This window comes from Pseudomonas sp. Ors-4-3C (genome assembly GCF_055755035.1).
The window spans coordinates 5,588,458-5,604,896 of sequence record NZ_CM146900.1 but is presented as its reverse complement, the minus strand read 5'-3'; the positions used below and the strand labels follow the sequence as shown (position 1 = coordinate 5,604,896).

The window sequence follows — 16,439 nt, the reverse complement described above, 5'->3', positions numbered from 1 at the left end:
TTTCGAAACGCGCTTGGGGTTATTCCAAAGCTTTTTGAAAAAAATCTGAACTAATCTGACAACTCACTACTCAGAGATACTGAATGGCTGGTGAAGCCCTTCAATGCTCCTATGTTGTGTTAAGTGTTGGCAGATATCTGAACCCCGCCCTAGCGGTTCGGAGCTTAAACCCCGGAACTTCTCCCTCCCCAAATGAAGTCCGGGGCTTTTTTTTGCCTGCGATTTACTCAGCAGGCAATTCGGCACCTTTATCGGCCAGTTCCATCCAGCCTGCCAACACAGTGTAGGCCTCTTCCAGGCCCATGCGTTTTGGCGCCGAGAACAGCTGGATCGTCACCAGATCACCCCAGCCCTTGCGGATTTCCGACTGCACTTTCAGCAGCGTGTTCTTGGCGGCGCCATAGGTCAGCTTGTCGGCCTTGGTCAGCAGAATGTGCATCGGCATGCCGGCGGCAACGGCCCAGTCGAGCATCAGCAGGTCGAAATCGGTCATTGGATGACGGATGTCCATCATCAGAATCAAACCCTTCAAACTCTCGCGGCCACCGAGGTAAGCCTCGAGGTGACGCTGCCAGTGTTGCTTGAGCGGGATTGGTACTTTTGCATAACCGTAGCCCGGCAGGTCGACCAGACGCCGTTCATCGTCTAGCTTGAAGAAGTTCAACAGCTGTGTGCGACCCGGAGTTTTCGAGGTGCGCGCCAGGCTGGCGTGAGTCAGGGTGTTCAGTGCGCTGGATTTACCGGCGTTGGAACGACCGGCGAATGCCACTTCGAAGCCTTCGTCGTCAGGGCATTGATCGACTTTGGCGGCACTGAGCATGAACGTGGACTGTTGGCACAGGCCGAGGATGGGATTCTTGAGTTGCATGGGATTTCCGATGTGGGCGGCGCCGGGATTGGGCGCGGAACGCGGTGTCGCTTCCGTTTCAGTGACGCCAGTATATAATGCCGCAGATTTTGTGTGTGCTTTGTCCCAGCGAAGGATGAAGTTCACGAGAGCCAAAGACCTTGATTGCGCATCAGAACGCAGAACGCTCTCAACCCTGAAAAGGTCGTTTTATGACGAAATGGCTGCTGGCTGCCGGAGTCCTGATACCGCTTTGCGGCGCACAGGCTACACAGGAACCGGAAGCCGTGTACAACCGTGTTTGTGGTGCCTGTCATTCCGGCCAACTACCCATGGCGCCCGAAAGAGGCGATCAGGCAGCTTGGACGCCGAGGTTGGCGAAAGGTATGGAGACGCTGGTGCAACACGTGACCCAGGGTTTCAAGGCGATGCCGCCGCGTGGTTTGTGCATGGACTGCAGTGCCGAGGATTACCAGGCCATCATCCTTTGGATGAGCGAGAGTAAACCCGGTCCATAACTCTTAACCCTTAGCCGTAGTTGGATTAGCTGATGAACAAATTGATCGTGAGTCTGCTGTTGACCGTGGGAATTTCAGGCTTCGCCCATGCTGCCGGTGATGCCGCCGCCGGCCAGGCCAAAGCTGCCGTATGCGGAGCCTGCCATGGCCCGGATGGCAACAGCATGGCGCCAAACTTCCCGAAACTGGCCGGTCAGGGTGAACGCTACCTCGACAAGCAGTTGCACGACATCAAATCGGGCAAGCGCGTCGTTCTGGAAATGACCGGCCTGCTGACCAACCTGAGCGATCAGGATCTGGCCGACATCGCCGCCTACTTCGCCAGCCAGAAAGGCAGCGTCGGCGCAGCCGATCCTAAGATCGTCGCTCGCGGTGAAGCGTTGTTCCGCGGCGGTAATCTGGCCAAGGGTCTGCCGGCCTGCACCGGCTGCCACTCGCCGAACGGTGCCGGCAACGCCGCCGCAGGCTTCCCGCACCTGGGTGGCCAACACGCTCAATACATCGCCAAACAACTGACAGAATTCCGCAAGGAAGAAGGCGGTCGCGCCAACGACGGTGACTCCATGCCAATGCGCACCATCGCACGCAAACTGAGCGACGAAGACATCGCCGCGGTCGCCAGCTACATCCAGGGCCTGCACTAACCGCCCCGAATCGAGCGTTAACGCTGATGGACATCTCCTGCAACGTTAACGCTCGATTAATCCGTCGCAGCAAGTATAAAAAGGGTGGCTTTGGCCGCCCTTTTTTGTGGCCGCTGCCGTTACACTACAGAACTCATGCCCGCCAGGATCTGTCTGAAAACAGGTCGCGCGAGGCGACCAAAATTGTCCAGGAGTAAAGCATGCGTAATCTGATCATCAGCGCCGCTCTCGTCGCTGCCAGCCTGTTCGGCTTCACCGCCCAGGCTGCCGAAGCACCGGCCGCCCCTTATGTCGAGCTGGCCAACCCGGTGCCGGTGGCAGTACCTGGCAAGATCGAAGTGGTGGAGCTGTTCTGGTACGGCTGCCCGCACTGCTACTCCTTCGAGCCAGTGATCAATCCCTGGGTTGAAAAACTGCCATCCGACGTCAACTTCGTGCGTATTCCGGCCATGTTCGGCGGCCCGTGGGACGCTCACGGCCAGATGTTCCTGACCCTGGAAGCGATGGGCGTCGAGCACAAGGTTCACGCTGCGGTATTCAATGCCATCCAGAAAGAACGCAAACCCCTGACCAAGCCCGAAGACATGGCTGACTTCCTTGCCACTCAAGGCGTCGACAAGGACAAGTTCCTGGCCACCTTCAACTCGTTCGCCATCAAAGGGCAGATCGTCAAGGCACGTGAGCTGGCCAAGAAGTATGAAATCACTGGCGTTCCAACCATGATCGTCAACGGCAAATACCGCTTTGACGTCGGCTCTGCCGGTGGCGAGAAAGAAGCGCTGCAACTGGCTGATCAACTGATCGCCAAAGAGCGAGCGGCCAACAAGGCAGCTGCCAACTAAGCGCGGTAATCGCCATGCGCCGCTGGGGCACCGAACGCATCGTTGGCCTGCATGATCCGCAGGTCAACGAGCATCACCTGGAGTCCACGGGCCTGCCCGCAGACCATCGTCTGCGCTTGCTCAGCTTCAACATCCAGGTCGGCATCAGCACCGAGCGCTATCGGCACTACCTGACCCGCAGCTGGCAGCATCTGCTGCCGCACACCGGGCGCTCAGGCAATCTGCAAAAAATCGGCGACCTGCTTGGCGACTTCGATCTGGTCGCCCTGCAGGAAGCCGATGGCGGCAGCCTGCGCTCAGGCTACGTCAATCAAGTCGAACACCTGGCCCACCTCGGCGCTTTCCCCTACTGGTATCAACAACTCAATCGCAACCTCGGCCGACTGGCCCAGCACAGCAATGGCGTGCTCAGTCGCCTGAAGCCGTGGGCGATCGAAGATCATCCGCTACCCGGCCCGAAAGGTCGCGGCGCGATCCTGCTGCGCTTCGGCGAAGGTCCGGAGGCGCTGGTGGTGGTGATGATGCACCTGGCCCTCGGCGCCCGGGTGCGCAGCTTGCAACTGGCCTACATTCGCGATCTGATCGGTGGCTACAAGCACCAGATATTGATGGGCGACATGAACACCCATGCCAGTGATCTGCTACAACACTCACCGTTACGCGATCTCGGCCTGCTGGCCCCGCAGATGGAAGCGACGTTCCCCAGCTGGCGGCCGCAGCGTTGCCTGGATCATATTTTGCTCAGCCCGACCCTGACCCTGGAAAAGGTCGAAGTGCTGGCTCAACCCATTTCCGATCACCTGCCGGTCGCGGTAGAGATCCGTCTGCCGGGTTCGCTCACGGCCGATGCATTGCCCGCGATGAGTCCTGCCCCTCGCGGAACCCCTGAATGAGCGACGACGCCCAGCGCTGGAAAGAGAAGTACCTTAAAAGCATCGAACAACAGGACAAGCTCGAACGTCGCTGGGCCGCCCGGCTCGACTTGCTGCGTCGCGGTCTGGTGCGCAGCACGCTGGCCGCTGAAGGCACCGACAAAGTCGTTGATCAGTGCATGAAAGAGATGCGCGACGTGGTGCGCACCGACGACATGGACGCTGGCCTCGCTGCCCTGCTGCCGCGCCTGGAAAAAGCTGTGCTCGACTCCGAGCAGCGCCGCGAGACCCGAATCGATCAGGTCAGCACCGCGCTGACCGCGCTGGTCACCCAACTGCAAGCCTTGCCGCTGCCTCGGGAAGTCGCTCAGCCGCTGAAAAAATTCGCCAAGCAACTCGACAGCAGGGTCGGTCAGGCGCGGGAAATGCCGCTGCTGCTGAGCGAACTCAGCGGTTTGCAGGGCAAGGCGTTAAGCCAGCTGGAAACACCGGCCGAGCCGGACCGTCCGGGCTTCCTGCAGCGTTTGTTTGGCAGCCGCGACAGTGAAGAGGCAACAGCCGCGCCACCGGCCCCGGATCAGCCTCAAGCGCCTGCGCCATCCAGCGCGGGACCTGCGCCAGAGCCAGAGCCGGTGCCCGTGCCCGTGCCGACAAAAGCAATCGAACCGGTGCCGGCAGCGCCGCTCACCGCAGAGACCATCGCGCAACCACCGGAGGCTGAGCTTCAGCAAACGCCAGCCGTGCAACCCCAGGCCGAATCGCCCGTGGTTTCATTTGTACCACCCGTGGTTGCGGTCGAGCCGATCAGCGAACCCGCTGCCGCGCCCGCACTGCCGGCAACCGAACCAGAAGTCGCGCGGCCGGCCACCCCGATCACATCACCAGCGCTGGTTGCCGCGATCAACCCCGACGAGTTGATCCACCCTGGTGACAGCCCGACACCGTTGCTGCTCGACAGCCTGCCCCTGCCCGAACCGATCGCCCAGGCCCTGGCCGCTATCGATCCGGAGCAACCCGAGCAAGACATACTGTACGCCCTGCCCGACTCGCCGGAGCCGTCCTACAGCTCGGTGGCCAAACACATTGAAGACACGCTGATCGGGCTACTTGACGACTTGACCTTGCCCGAGCGCCATCGCCCGCAGGCCGAGGCGATGCGCGACCGTTTGAAAAATGGCCTGAACTGGTACGAACTGCTGCCGATTCTCGACGATCTTGCGACCTTGATGCTGGCCATCACCGACAGCGGCCAGCACGAGTTCGAAGCCTATCTGCAACAACTCAACGAACGCCTCGAAGCGTTCCAGAGCAACTTGCAGGCCGCCAGCGAGGGCCACGCCGACAACAGCTCGGCGGCGCGGGCAATGGACACGCAGATCCGCGAGCAAGTCGACGGCTTGCAGACCAGCATGCAGGAAGCGGCCGATCTGGATGACCTCAAGCAGGTGCTGGAGAACCATCTCGAAGGCCTGCTCGGCACCATGGACCAGCACCAGAAACAACGCGATGCCCGCGAACAGGAAGTGGCGGCACGTCTCAAGGGTCTGGCCGAGCGCGTGGCGCACATGGAGCAGGAAGCCCTGGGCTTTCGCGAGCACCTGGAAGAACAACGGCAGAAAGCCCTGATCGATCCGTTGACCGGACTGCCCAACCGCGCCGCCTGGAGCGAACGGCTGGAACACGAGATCAAGCAGTGGCAGCAACACGGCAACACCTTGAGCCTGGCGATGCTCGACCTCGATCATTTCAAGCGCATCAATGACAACTACGGCCATCTGGCCGGCGACAAGGTACTGAAGATCATCGCCACCGTACTGCGCAAACGCCTGCGCGGTGCAGATTTCATTGCCCGCTTTGGTGGCGAAGAATTCGTTCTGCTGCTGCCGGCGACCACGCCGGCCGTGGGCGCCAAACTGCTGGAAAGCCTGCGCGCGGCGATCGAAGCCTGCCCGTTTCACTTCAAGGGTGAACGGGTGACGATCACCATTTCCATGGGCCTGGCGTCGTTCAGGACGGGAGAACACAGCGATCTGGTGCTCAAAAGAGCCGATCAGGCGCTGTACCGCGCGAAAAATGCCGGGCGCAACCGGGTCGAGCTGGGCTGAGCAATTGTTCCATTTTGTTTAAATCAGCTCGTCGGCCGTCGAGACGCAAGGCAGTACGTTACACTGTTGCATTACTGTCTTGCGTGTACTGCCTCCTGCCATGAAATTTTTTGCCCTCCTCGCGTCGCTGCTCGTTCTGGCCGGTTGTGCCAGCGCCCCGCGTTACGACACCAGCCATCCTTCGGCCAATCACGACAGCCGCGTGCAGTTCGTGATCGTGCATTACACCTCTGCATCGCTCGCACGTTCGCTGCAGCTGTTGACCCACGGCGAAGTCAGCAGTCACTACCTGATCGGCGACGACAAAAGCGCCACCATCTACAAACTGATGGATGAAAACCAGCGTGCATGGCATGCCGGGGAAAGTCAGTGGCAGGGCCGCACCTGGCTCAACTCCAGCTCGATCGGCATCGAAATCGTCAATCCGGGCTTCAAGGACACGCCGACCGGGCGCCACTGGTTCCCGTACAGCGAAGCGCAGATCCAGTCACTGATCGTTCTGCTCAAGGACATCAGCCAACGCCAGGGCATCAGCCCGCGCCATATCATCGGTCACAGCGACATCGCCCCCCTGCGCAAACTCGACCCCGGCCCACTGTTCCCGTGGAAACGTCTGGCTGCCGAAGGCCTGGGCGTATGGCCCAATGAACAAGCGGTGGCCCGCCAGCAGGCGCAGTTCAGCGCCGAACTGCCGAGCATCAGCTGGTTTCAGGAACAGCTGGCGCGTGTCGGTTACGACACTCCGCAAACCGGCGAGCTGGATGTCGCGACCCGTCATGTACTCGCCGCCTTCCAGATGCACTTCCGCCCTTCACGTTTCGACGGTATGCCGGACGCACAAACAGCCGCGTTGTTGCTGGTACTCAATCAGACAAAATAATGACGCCCGCCCGACGGTCAGGGCGAAACCGTCATCAGCAGCTATAACTCATTGGTAATTCTTCGGATATTCCATGATGGTTGCTACCCGAGCGACGCTGCGTAGCTGGTTCTATCGCCCGTGGTTTTTGGCGATGATCGCGGCTGTCCTCAGCGCTGCGCTGCTGATCACCGGTGGAATGTTCTTCGCCATGCACCAGATCGAACAAAACGAGAGCCAGGAGATGAACGCTCAGGGCGAGCGTTTTCTGGCTCGACTGGAGCAACTGTTCGGGCAATTGCGCGAAAGTCTCGACGACCTCGAGGCGCAGCCGTTACGCAGTTGCGATGACGAAATGATCGCCACCCTGCAACAGGTCACCTTCAACTATCGCTTCGTCTATGAAGCGGCCTACATGGACGGCAAGCGAATCTGCTCCAACCGGCCCCGGCAAGAGGGGCTGTCGGTCGTCCGTGCGCCGGACATCAAAGGCCCGACTTACAGCTACTGGCTCAACACAACCACCGAACCCGATGAAAACCGCGCAGCCCTGATGCTCGGGCGCGGCAATTTCCGCGTGGCCACATCCCGTGGGCATTTGACTGACATGGTCGACTTGCCACCGGACAGCAGCCTGCTGGTGGTGCTCGATCACGGCAAGCGAGCTATTCCGGTACTCGGCAAAGCCCAGGCATGGCCACCGACCGAGGCCTGGCCGCCAAAAAGCCGCGAGGCGCTGCAAGTCACCCAGTCACGGCTGATCTACCGCATGCCAACTAAAAATCCGGAATACCAGTTGGTGCTGATCACGCCACGAACCGGCATGCACATTCCCACCGTCTGGTGGTGGATGGTGCCGGTCTGCCTGCTGCTTGGAGCGTTGTCGGGGTTCCTGGTGTTTCTGCTGGTGCGCCAGCGACAGTCGCTGGACGCCGAGCTTCAGGGCGCGATTCGTCGCGGCGAACTGCAAGTGCTGTATCAACCGATCTTCGACCTCGACAGCCGCAACTGCGTGGGCGCCGAAGCCCTGCTGCGCTGGCGCCGGCCGGACGGTACGTTGACCAGTCCCGACCTGTTCATCCCCATGGCGGAAAACACCGGGCAGATTCGCCAGATGACCGATTTCGTCCTGCAACGGCTGCTTGAACAACTGGGACCGGTGCTGCGCGCCAACCCGCAGCTGTACATCTCGGTCAATCTGGCTGCGTGCGACGTGATGGTGCCGCGCATCGGTCAGGTCATGGCCAAGCTGTTGACCCTGCACCGGGTCGCGGCGCGGCAGATTGCCTTTGAGGTCACCGAACGCGGGCTGATCGACGTGGTGGTCGCGCGGGAGAACCTGCAAGCCTTGCGTGATGTCGGCCACCAGGTGCTGATCGATGATTTCGGCACTGGCTACTGCAGCCTCGCCTATTTGCAGACGCTGCCGGTGGATTGCCTGAAAATCGACAAGGCCTTCATCGATGCCCTCGGCCATGACGCCGCCAGCAGCGGCGTTGCTCCGCACATCATTCACATGGCGCAGGCACTGGATCTGAAGGTGATCGCCGAGGGCATCGAGCACGAAGCACAAGCGGTGTTTCTCAGCAGTGAGGGGGTCAAGTTCGGTCAGGGCTGGCTGTTCGCCCAGGCACTGAGCGCGGTGCAGTTCATCGAACTGATCACCCGTGGACGGCGCCTCGCCGGGCGCCGGCTGGACGACGAAGCCTAGACCGCCAGCGCCATGTAGAACTGAGTGCCCTGCCCCGGCCGCGAATAGACGCCCATCCGCCCGCCATGCAACTGCACAATTTCCTTGCACAGTGCCAGGCCAAGGCCGGCGCCGCCCTTCTTGCGCCCGACCTGCACGAACGGTTCGAAAATCCGCCCCTGCTGACCGTAGGCAATGCCTTCGCCGTTGTCTTCGACGCTGATGATCACCCGCTCGCCATGCCGACGCGCTTGCAGGCGAATCTGCCCGTCGCGGGCGGTATGACGCAGGGCGTTGTCGATCAAGTTGTCGAGCACCCGTTCAAGTTGCGCCTGGTCGGCCTGCAGGCGCGGCAACGGCCCCTGCACTTCGACGTTCAAGGCAATGCCCTTGGCCGCCGCCGAATCGGCGAAACGCGACTGCGACTGCTCCAGCAAATCTTCGATGGAACACGGCGCCAGGGTAAGTTTCTGCAAACCGTTCTGATAGCGCGAGAAGTTGAGCAAGTCGTTGATCAACTGCATCAGGCGCTGCATCTCTTCGTTGACCGTGTCGAGCAGGTCCGCCTCGCGTGACTCCGGGGGAAACTTCGCCCGCTCGCGAAACAGGCCGAACGCCATGTGCATGCCGGTGACCGGCGTGCGCAGCTCATGGGAGGCGCGCAGCACGAACTCACTGCGTACCCGTTCGAAGGCGCGCTGCTCGGTGACGTCGTGCAGCACCATCACCGCGCCAAGAATATGCCCCTGGGTGTGGCTGACCGGAGTCAGGCTATAGGTCAACAAGCGTGATTCGCCATCGACCTCGATGCTCAAATCCTCCGGAGCGCGCTCAAGGGTGCCGCCGCGCAGCACCAGTTGCAGCTGCGCGTCGAGCTCCGGGCGCTCAAGCGCAGTGCCAAGGCCCTGCCCCAAGCGGTCACTGTCCCAGCCCAACTGGCGCTGGGCCACCGGATTGAGGTGCTCCAGATGCCCTTCGCGGTCGATCATCAGCAAGCCGTCGTCGATGCTGTCGAGCACCGCCTGCAAGCGCTGCTGACCGGCCAGCAGCTCGTCGATGTTGGTCGCCTGATGCTCGCGCAGTGCCTCGGCCATGAGGCCGAAGCGTTTGGTCAGCTGGTTCATTTCCATCGCCGAGGAAATCGGCAGCGTGACTTCGAAATTGCCCTGGCCGATGTTGTCCGCCGCTTGCGCCAGCGCCTCGATCGGCGCGCCGAAGCGCCGGGCAATCGCGTGGGCAGTGACAAACCCGATGATCAACACCGCCAGCCCTACCAGTCCGAGCAAGCCAGAGACCAGCAGCGCCCGCTCCCGGGCGTCATGCTGTACCGCGTTGATGTTGTCCAGCGCATGCTTGTGTTCGGCGATCAGACCGTTGCGCAAGGTGTTGAAGCGCTCTCTGAGTTCGCTGTTGCCGCTGAGCACGTTGCCGGGGTCACGCGACTGCTCGAACGCCTGGAGAAAACTCAGGTAGTCGGCTTTGGCCTGGGTAAACCCGTACTGTCGGCCATCGCCGTCTGCCTCCTGCGAAATGCCTTCATCGAGTAATTGCAGGTAATGCTGCTTGGACGCCTCGAACGCCGCAGGATCGGGCTTTTCAGCCAGCATCAGCACCAATTGGTCGCCGAGGGTCTGGCGCAATTTGAGCCCCAGATCCAGGGTCACGAAGTTGCTGCGAATCGTTGCTTCCTGAGTACCGGCCATCTGCATCACGCTGACCAGCCCGAGCAACAGCCCGAGCAAGGCAACCGTGATCAGCGCAGAAATACTCAGGAACAAGCGAGTGCGCAACTTCATCGCCAGCTTCATCGTCGGGCGCTCACAGGTTGTACTGCTTGCGTTTGCGATACAGGGTCGACGCATCGATGCCCAGGGTTTTCGCCGCCTGATCGAGGGTGCCTGCCGTCGCCAGCACCGCGCCGATGTGGGCTTTTTCCAGCTCATCGAGACTCAGCGCCGCGCCGACCCGTGGTGCGTTGTTCGCCGGCTGCTCGGCCATGCCCAGGTGGCTGATTTCCACGCGTTCCTGCGGGCAGATGATGCTCGCCCGCTCCACCACGTTGCGCAGCTCACGGATGTTGCCCGGCCAGCGATAGCCCAGCAGTGCCTCCCGCGCCTCGTCACTGAAGCCCCGGGCCGGACGCGCGTACTCTTTGACGAAGCGCGCGAGGAAACGGTCAGCCAGGGTCAGAATGTCTTCGGCACGCTCGCGCAGTGGCGGCAGATGCAGGGTGATTACGTTGAGGCGATAGAGCAGGTCTTCACGGAAGCGCCCGTCGCGCACCATGTCCTCGAGGTTGAGGTTGGTCGCCGCGAGAATCCGCACATCGGCGCGGCGGGTCACCGGATCCCCTACCCGCTCGTACTCCTTGTCCTGAATAAAACGCAGCAACTTGGGTTGCAATGTCAGCGGAAAATCGCCGATCTCGTCGAGAAACAGCGTGCCGCCGTCAGCCTGATTGACTCGACCAAGCGTGCTTTCGCTGGCGCCGGTAAACGCACCGCGACTGTGACCGAACAGCTCGCTTTCCATCAGTTCGGCAGTCAACGAAGGGCAGTTGATGGTCACGCAGGATTTCTTCTCGCGCTTGCTCCAGCCGTGAATGGCCCGGGCCAGTTCGCCCTTACCCGTGCCGGATTCGCCGAGGATAAGTATGTTGGCGTCGGTACCGGCGACCTGACGTGCGGTTTCCAGCACGACTTTCATCGCCGGGCTGTGGGAGTCGAGGCCGTCCTTGGGTTTGCGGATCTCGCCTTCGAGCGCTTCCAGGCGCGCCGAGAGCTGGCGCACTTCCAGTTGCTTGGCGGTGGCCAGACGCAACTGGTCGGGGCTGCACGGTTTGACCAGATAGTCGGCGGCGCCCGCCTGGATCGCGTCCACGGCGGTATCGACTGCCGAGTGCGCGGTGACGATCACCACGCGCATCCACGGCGCCTGAACGCGCATCTGCGCCAGTACATCGAGACCGTTGTCTTCACCCAGACGCAAATCAAGGAAGCACAGGTCGAACACCTGGCGTTGCAACAATGCCTCAGCCTGGGCCGCGCTGTTGGCGGTGGCCACCGTATAACCTTCGTCTTCGAGGCAGTAACGAAAGGTTCGCAGGATGGCGGACTCGTCGTCCACCAGCAGAATGCGGCCTTGATGCTCAGTGGCAGATTCCATTTTTCCTACGCTCCATAGTGATTGATCTTGGGTTAGTCCCGGAAAAATCGGGCAAGTTGCATGGTTGATTCTGAACGATGCGAGCCATAGGAGGGTAGCTCTCTCCTGCCTTAACGGCCAATCCATTGATTTTGTTGAGTTTTTAAACAATCACCGATTTGCAGGGGGTTCCCTGCGTACTTTTCTGACATCCGGGACGTGCTCTCAATTCAATAAGAATGAAATCTCCTACGAAATAATCGTGCATTCCGCACGACCGTAGACGACCCATCGTGCAGGATGCGTCCGTCGCTGAATTTTCATCGCTTATAACTTATTGATTTTATTGAATATTTTTCAAATAAAAAACTGGCATGCAGCCTGCAATAACTCATTCAGCCCGGGCAGATTCCACTGCCCCCACCGAATAAGAGTGAGGAACCCAGGATGACTCGCCAACGTGCCGCCCAAGTGCGTATCTCGCCACTGCATATCCAGCAAGGCCTGTTTGGCGTACTTGCGCTGTTGATCACCCTGATCGCCTGCCAGCAATACCTGAGCTGGGAAAACAGCCAGAAGCCTGAGCCACTGATCTCGATTCAACACAGCACGCAGACGCACTTCAGCGCCGTCAGCAGCAGTCAGGCCGAAAGCGCCTCGATGCGCATGATGGATGTCGATCAGCCACAGCCGCTGGATCAACTGCCACGTGAAGAGCGCTGGGTTTTCTGACGAACCGAAGAATTCGGGCGCATCGCGCCGGAACACGCAATATCCCTAAATAGAGAAGTAAGGAGAATCACCATGTTGAGCTGGGCAATTACATTCTTGATCATTGCCATCATCGCCGCCGTACTGGGCTTCGGTGGTATCGCGGGCACCGCCACGGGTATCGCCAAGATTCTCTTTGTCGTGTTCCTGGTGATGTTCATCGCTTCCTTCTTCTTTGGCCGTCGCGGCCGAGGTTAACGATGATTGCTTTAAAGACACTGGCAGCCGCCCTGCTTCTGGGCGGTAGTGCCATGGCGATGGCGGCCAATGATGGCCAGGCGCGGGTCAACGAGCTGCTCAGTTCGAACTCGCAATACCGGGAAACCTGGCAAGGCGTTGTGAAGCACGAAGAACGCCTGCCGGAATGGGTGATGAACCTGTCCGGTACGCCAGACCAGCAGATGAATGCCGTGACTGAAGACGGCGACAAGTACTTGGTCGGCCCGCTCTGTGAATCCGCAGACAAGTGCCTCAACCATCGCTTGATCGTAGCTTTCAGCTTCGACAAGAAAGATGCGTACGCCATGCTCGTCGATGTGCCCGAAGGATTGCCGGCCGACAAGTCGCCCACGCGACATGCCACCTACCGCTTCCTTGGCAAACCGAATCAGGGCATGCAGAACCTGTTGATGGAAACGCTGAAGAAAGATCCGAACTGGTACTGATTCGAACATGAGGGCAGCGCCCCGCTGCCCTTTATTGCGCCTGCCCGAGGAAGGCCGGCGCATGACCAGGGGGCCGGGACGTTCTGACTGTTACAGGGTCGGAGTGACCTACGGGTACAGGGAGTGCCTGCGTGAGGGCCGGGTCAGGGTAAAAGCTGCGACGCAGGTTCGCCGACCCACAGCGGTTCGACGGACTTGCGCTGAGCTTTGTCCGATGCAAAACATTGATCTAGAGCGTCCTGCTCGTCTTTTAATGCCTCACACTGCGCGCGAAAACATTTCGCGGTGTTTCCTGGCGACCGTATATCGAGAAAGAGTCCCTTTAAACAGTGGGAGATCTAGTCTGCAAATGTAGGCTTTTTCCTAAATTTTCCGACGAATTCACTCGTTCAAAAAATAACCAACCTCGGCTGTAATGGCCGGTTCACGGCACTTATGCCGGCTGAAATGTCGTAATCGAACCGGTTGGGACGCCAGTTTCATTTAAAAAAGCTCATGCCGATTCGGCATAGGGTAGGCGTTTACGGCATTAGACGGCGCAACCTTGCATCGGAATAGTTGCGCCTTTTTTCGCCTGCCGAAGAGCCGTAAACACGCGCTTCGGGGCACCTTATACGGAGGCAGATGCACAGACTTTTCCGCTGAAAGAGCGTTCCAGTTCCTGCATGTGCCTGAGTCAAACGCAAGTAAGGGTAAAGATAATGAAGAAGGCAAAACTCAGCCTCGCCTGGCAGATCCTCATCGGTCTGGTATTAGGGATTGCAATCGGAGCGTTGCTCAACCACTTCAGTGCCGAGAAAGCCTGGTGGATCAGCAACGTCCTGCAACCGGCAGGCGATATCTTTATCCGTCTGATCAAGATGATCGTGATCCCGATCGTCATCTCTTCCCTGATCGTCGGCATTGCTGGCGTGGGCGACGCCAAGAAGCTCGGGCGTATCGGCCTGAAGACCATCATCTACTTCGAAGTCGTCACCACCATCGCGATCCTCGTCGGTCTGGTGCTGGCCAACGTGTTCCACCCGGGCGCCGGCATCGACATGAGCACCCTGGGCACAGTGGATATCTCCAAGTACCAGGCGACCGCCGCCGAAGTGCAGCATGAACACGCGTTCATCGAGACCATCCTCAACCTGATCCCGTCGAACATCTTCGCGGCCATGGCCCGCGGCGAGATGCTGCCGATCATCTTCTTCTCCGTGCTGTTCGGTCTCGGCCTGTCGAGCCTGCAGTCGGACCTGCGCGAGCCGCTGGTGAAGATGTTCCAGGGCGTCTCGGAAAGCATGTTCAAAGTCACCCACATGATCATGAACTACGCCCCGATCGGCGTGTTCGCCCTGATCGCGGTGACCGTGGCCAACTTCGGCTTCGCCTCGCTGCTGCCGCTGGCCAAACTGGTGATCCTGGTTTACGTCGCCATCGCTTTCTTCGCCTTCGTGGTGCTAGGCCTGATCGCCAAGCTGTTCGGCTTCTCGGTGATCAAGCTGATGCGCATCTTCAAGGATGAGCTGGTCCTGGCTTACTCCACCGCCTCCTCGGAAACCGTGCTGCCACGCGTCATCGAGAAGATGGAAGCCTACGGCGCACCGAAAGCCATCTGCTCCTTCGTGGTACCGACCGGCTACTCGTTCAACCTCGACGGTTCGACCCTGTACCAGTCGATCGCCGCGATCTTCATTGCCCAGCTGTACGGCATCGACCTGTCGATCAGCCAGCAACTGCTGCTGGTGCTGACCCTGATGGTCACCTCCAAAGGCATCGCCGGCGTACCGGGCGTGTCCTTCGTGGTGCTGCTGGCGACTCTGGGCAGCGTGGGTATCCCACTGGAAGGTCTGGCGTTCATCGCCGGTGTCGACCGCATCATGGACATGGCGCGTACCGCACTGAACGTGATCGGCAACGCCCTGGCAGTCCTGGTTATCGCGCGTTGGGAAGGCATGTACGACGACGCCAAGGGCGAGCGCTACTGGAACTCCCTGCCGCACTGGCGCAGCAAGGAAAAACTGCCGGCTGGCGAAATTTCCAAGCCGTAATGCAAACCCCTGTGGGAGCGAGCTTGCTCGCGAAGAGGCCGGCACATCCAACAATTATGTTGATTGACACACCGCCTTCGCGAGCAAGCTCGCTCCCACAGTGACTGATGCAAGCCTTACCGACAAACCCCGGAGCAATCCGGGGTTTGTCGTTTCTGGCGACCCCGCTATCATTCGCCGCATCTTCCGGGGGATTTGACTGATGCTTAATGGCCTGTGGCTTGGCTTCTTCGTCGTGGCGGCAATATCTGCGCTGGTGCAGTGGCTGGTCGGTGGCAACGCCGGGATTTTCGCGGCGATGGTGGAAAGCATTTTCGCCATGGCCAAACTCTCGGTCGAGGTCATGGTGCTGCTGTTCGGCACGCTGACCCTGTGGCTGGGATTTCTGCGCATCGCCGAAAAGGCCGGGATCGTCGAATGGCTGGCCAAGGTGCTCGGCCCGCTGTTTCTGCGGCTGATGCCGGAAGTCCCGGCCGGTCACCCGGCACTCGGTCTGATCACCCTGAACTTCGCCGCCAACGGTCTGGGGCTGGACAACGCCGCCACGCCGATCGGCCTCAAGGCGATGAAAGCGCTGCAGGAGCTCAACCCCAGCGCGACCATCGCCAGCAACGCGCAGATCCTGTTCCTGGTGCTCAACGCCTCGTCGCTGACCCTGCTGCCGGTGACGATCTTCATGTACCGCGCCCAGCAAGGCGCGCCGGACCCGACCCTGGTGTTTCTGCCGATCCTGCTGGCGACCAGTTGCTCGACCATCGTCGGCTTCCTCTCGGTGGCGTTCATGCAGCGCCTGCGTATCTGGGACCCGGTGGTGCTGGCCTATCTGATTCCCGGCGCACTGATCCTCGGCGGCTTCATGGCGCTGCTGGCGACGATGTCGGCCACAGCGCTGGCCGGGCTGTCGTCGATCCTCGGCAACCTGACGCTGTTCGGCCTGATCATGCTGTTCCTGGTGATTGGCGCGTTACGCAAGGTCAAGGTCTACGAAGCGTTCGTCGAGGGCGCGAAGGAGGGCTTCGACGTCGCCAAGAACCTGCTGCCGTATCTGGTGGCGATGCTCTGCGCGATCGGCGTGCTGCGTGCTTCCGGAGCATTGGACTTCGGCCTCGATGGCATTCGGCATCTGGTGCAGTGGGCCGGCTGGGACACACGTTTCGTCGATGCGTTGCCGACCGCGATGGTCAAACCGTTTTCCGGCAGCGCCGCACGGGCGATGCTGATCGAGACCATGAAGACCTCCGGCGTCGACAGCTTCCCGGCACTGGTCGCGGCGACGATTCAGGGCAGTACCGAGACCACGTTCTATGTGCTGGCAGTGTATTTCGGTGCGGTGGGGATTCAACGCGCAAGGCACGCGGTGGGTTGTGCGTTGCTGGCGGAACTGGCTGGCGTGCTCGGCGCCATTGGCGTCTGCTACTGGTTCTTCGGTTAACCACAAATCAAAAACTG

15 protein-coding genes are annotated in these 16,439 nt (G+C 60.3%); 12 read left to right on the top strand and 3 right to left on the bottom strand.

Annotated elements, in window-relative coordinates:
* Positions 1-223: 223 nt before the first annotated feature.
* Positions 224-868 (bottom strand): ribosome biogenesis GTP-binding protein YihA/YsxC, encoded by a 645-nt coding sequence (gene yihA / locus ACVHNU_RS25415; protein WP_115986479.1) that lies wholly within the window; start codon positions 866-868, stop codon positions 224-226.
* 191 nt (positions 869-1,059) lie between these two features.
* Here yihA and ACVHNU_RS25410 point away from each other — a divergent pair, with 191 nt between their 5' ends.
* The 7 genes from ACVHNU_RS25410 to ACVHNU_RS25380 all read left to right on the top strand — a co-directional run bounded on the left by ACVHNU_RS25410 (position 1,060) and on the right by ACVHNU_RS25380 (position 8,398).
* On the top strand, positions 1,060-1,365 hold the full coding sequence (locus ACVHNU_RS25410) for a c-type cytochrome (RefSeq protein WP_041073683.1): 306 nt from the start codon (positions 1,060-1,062) through the stop codon (positions 1,363-1,365).
* A 32-nt stretch (positions 1,366-1,397) separates the two neighbouring features.
* A complete protein-coding gene (locus tag ACVHNU_RS25405; protein ID WP_473018520.1) occupies positions 1,398-2,009 on the top strand; it encodes a c-type cytochrome in 612 nt (203 codons plus the stop codon).
* Positions 2,010-2,209: 200 nt separating this feature from the next.
* Positions 2,210-2,851, top strand: a complete 642-nt coding sequence (locus ACVHNU_RS25400; RefSeq protein ID WP_338800442.1) for a thiol:disulfide interchange protein DsbA/DsbL — start codon at positions 2,210-2,212, stop codon at positions 2,849-2,851.
* A 14-nt stretch (positions 2,852-2,865) separates the two neighbouring features.
* Positions 2,866-3,744, top strand: coding sequence for an endonuclease/exonuclease/phosphatase family protein (locus tag ACVHNU_RS25395; RefSeq protein ID WP_103483967.1), 879 nt, complete (start codon positions 2,866-2,868; stop codon positions 3,742-3,744).
* A complete protein-coding gene (locus tag ACVHNU_RS25390; protein ID WP_473018519.1) occupies positions 3,741-5,828 on the top strand; it encodes a GGDEF domain-containing protein in 2,088 nt (695 codons plus the stop codon). The genes ACVHNU_RS25395 and ACVHNU_RS25390 overlap by 4 nt, the downstream gene beginning before the upstream one ends.
* A 100-nt stretch (positions 5,829-5,928) precedes the next feature.
* Positions 5,929-6,708, top strand: coding sequence for an N-acetylmuramoyl-L-alanine amidase (locus tag ACVHNU_RS25385; protein ID WP_473018518.1), 780 nt, complete (start codon positions 5,929-5,931; stop codon positions 6,706-6,708).
* A 76-nt stretch (positions 6,709-6,784) separates the two neighbouring features.
* On the top strand, positions 6,785-8,398 hold the full coding sequence (locus ACVHNU_RS25380) for an EAL domain-containing protein (protein WP_262142565.1): 1,614 nt from the start codon (positions 6,785-6,787) through the stop codon (positions 8,396-8,398).
* Here the strand turns inward: ACVHNU_RS25380 and ACVHNU_RS25375 are convergent.
* Both ACVHNU_RS25375 and algB read right to left on the bottom strand, forming a co-directional pair.
* On the bottom strand, positions 8,395-10,185 hold the full coding sequence (locus tag ACVHNU_RS25375) for a KinB sensor domain-containing domain (RefSeq protein WP_473018517.1): 1,791 nt from the start codon (positions 10,183-10,185) through the stop codon (positions 8,395-8,397). The genes ACVHNU_RS25380 and ACVHNU_RS25375 overlap by 4 nt on opposite strands.
* Before the next feature lie 10 nt (positions 10,186-10,195).
* On the bottom strand, positions 10,196-11,542 hold the full coding sequence (gene algB / locus ACVHNU_RS25370; RefSeq protein WP_003220286.1) for a sigma-54-dependent response regulator transcription factor AlgB: 1,347 nt from the start codon (positions 11,540-11,542) through the stop codon (positions 10,196-10,198).
* Between the two features lie 426 nt (positions 11,543-11,968).
* Between algB and ACVHNU_RS25365 the strand changes: the two genes are divergently transcribed.
* The 5 genes from ACVHNU_RS25365 to ACVHNU_RS25345 all read left to right on the top strand — a co-directional run bounded on the left by ACVHNU_RS25365 (position 11,969) and on the right by ACVHNU_RS25345 (position 16,422).
* Entirely contained in the window at positions 11,969-12,253 is a 285-nt protein-coding gene (locus ACVHNU_RS25365; RefSeq protein WP_047297449.1) for a hypothetical protein, read from the top strand.
* A 72-nt stretch (positions 12,254-12,325) separates the two neighbouring features.
* Positions 12,326-12,490: a DUF1328 domain-containing protein gene (locus ACVHNU_RS25360; RefSeq protein ID WP_003177151.1), complete on the top strand. Its 165-nt coding sequence runs from the start codon at positions 12,326-12,328 to the stop codon at positions 12,488-12,490.
* 2 nt (positions 12,491-12,492) lie between these two features.
* The gene (locus ACVHNU_RS25355) at positions 12,493-12,957 is read left to right on the top strand and encodes an inhibitor of vertebrate lysozyme family protein (protein WP_473018516.1); all 465 of its coding nucleotides are present in this window, start codon (positions 12,493-12,495) and stop codon (positions 12,955-12,957) included.
* A gap of 701 nt (positions 12,958-13,658) precedes the next feature.
* Entirely contained in the window at positions 13,659-14,990 is a 1,332-nt protein-coding gene (gene gltP, locus ACVHNU_RS25350) for a glutamate/aspartate:proton symporter GltP (protein ID WP_103519952.1), read from the top strand.
* A gap of 202 nt (positions 14,991-15,192) precedes the next feature.
* Entirely contained in the window at positions 15,193-16,422 is a 1,230-nt protein-coding gene (locus ACVHNU_RS25345) for a nucleoside recognition domain-containing protein (RefSeq protein ID WP_338800435.1), read from the top strand.
* Positions 16,423-16,439: the final 17 nt, after the last annotated feature.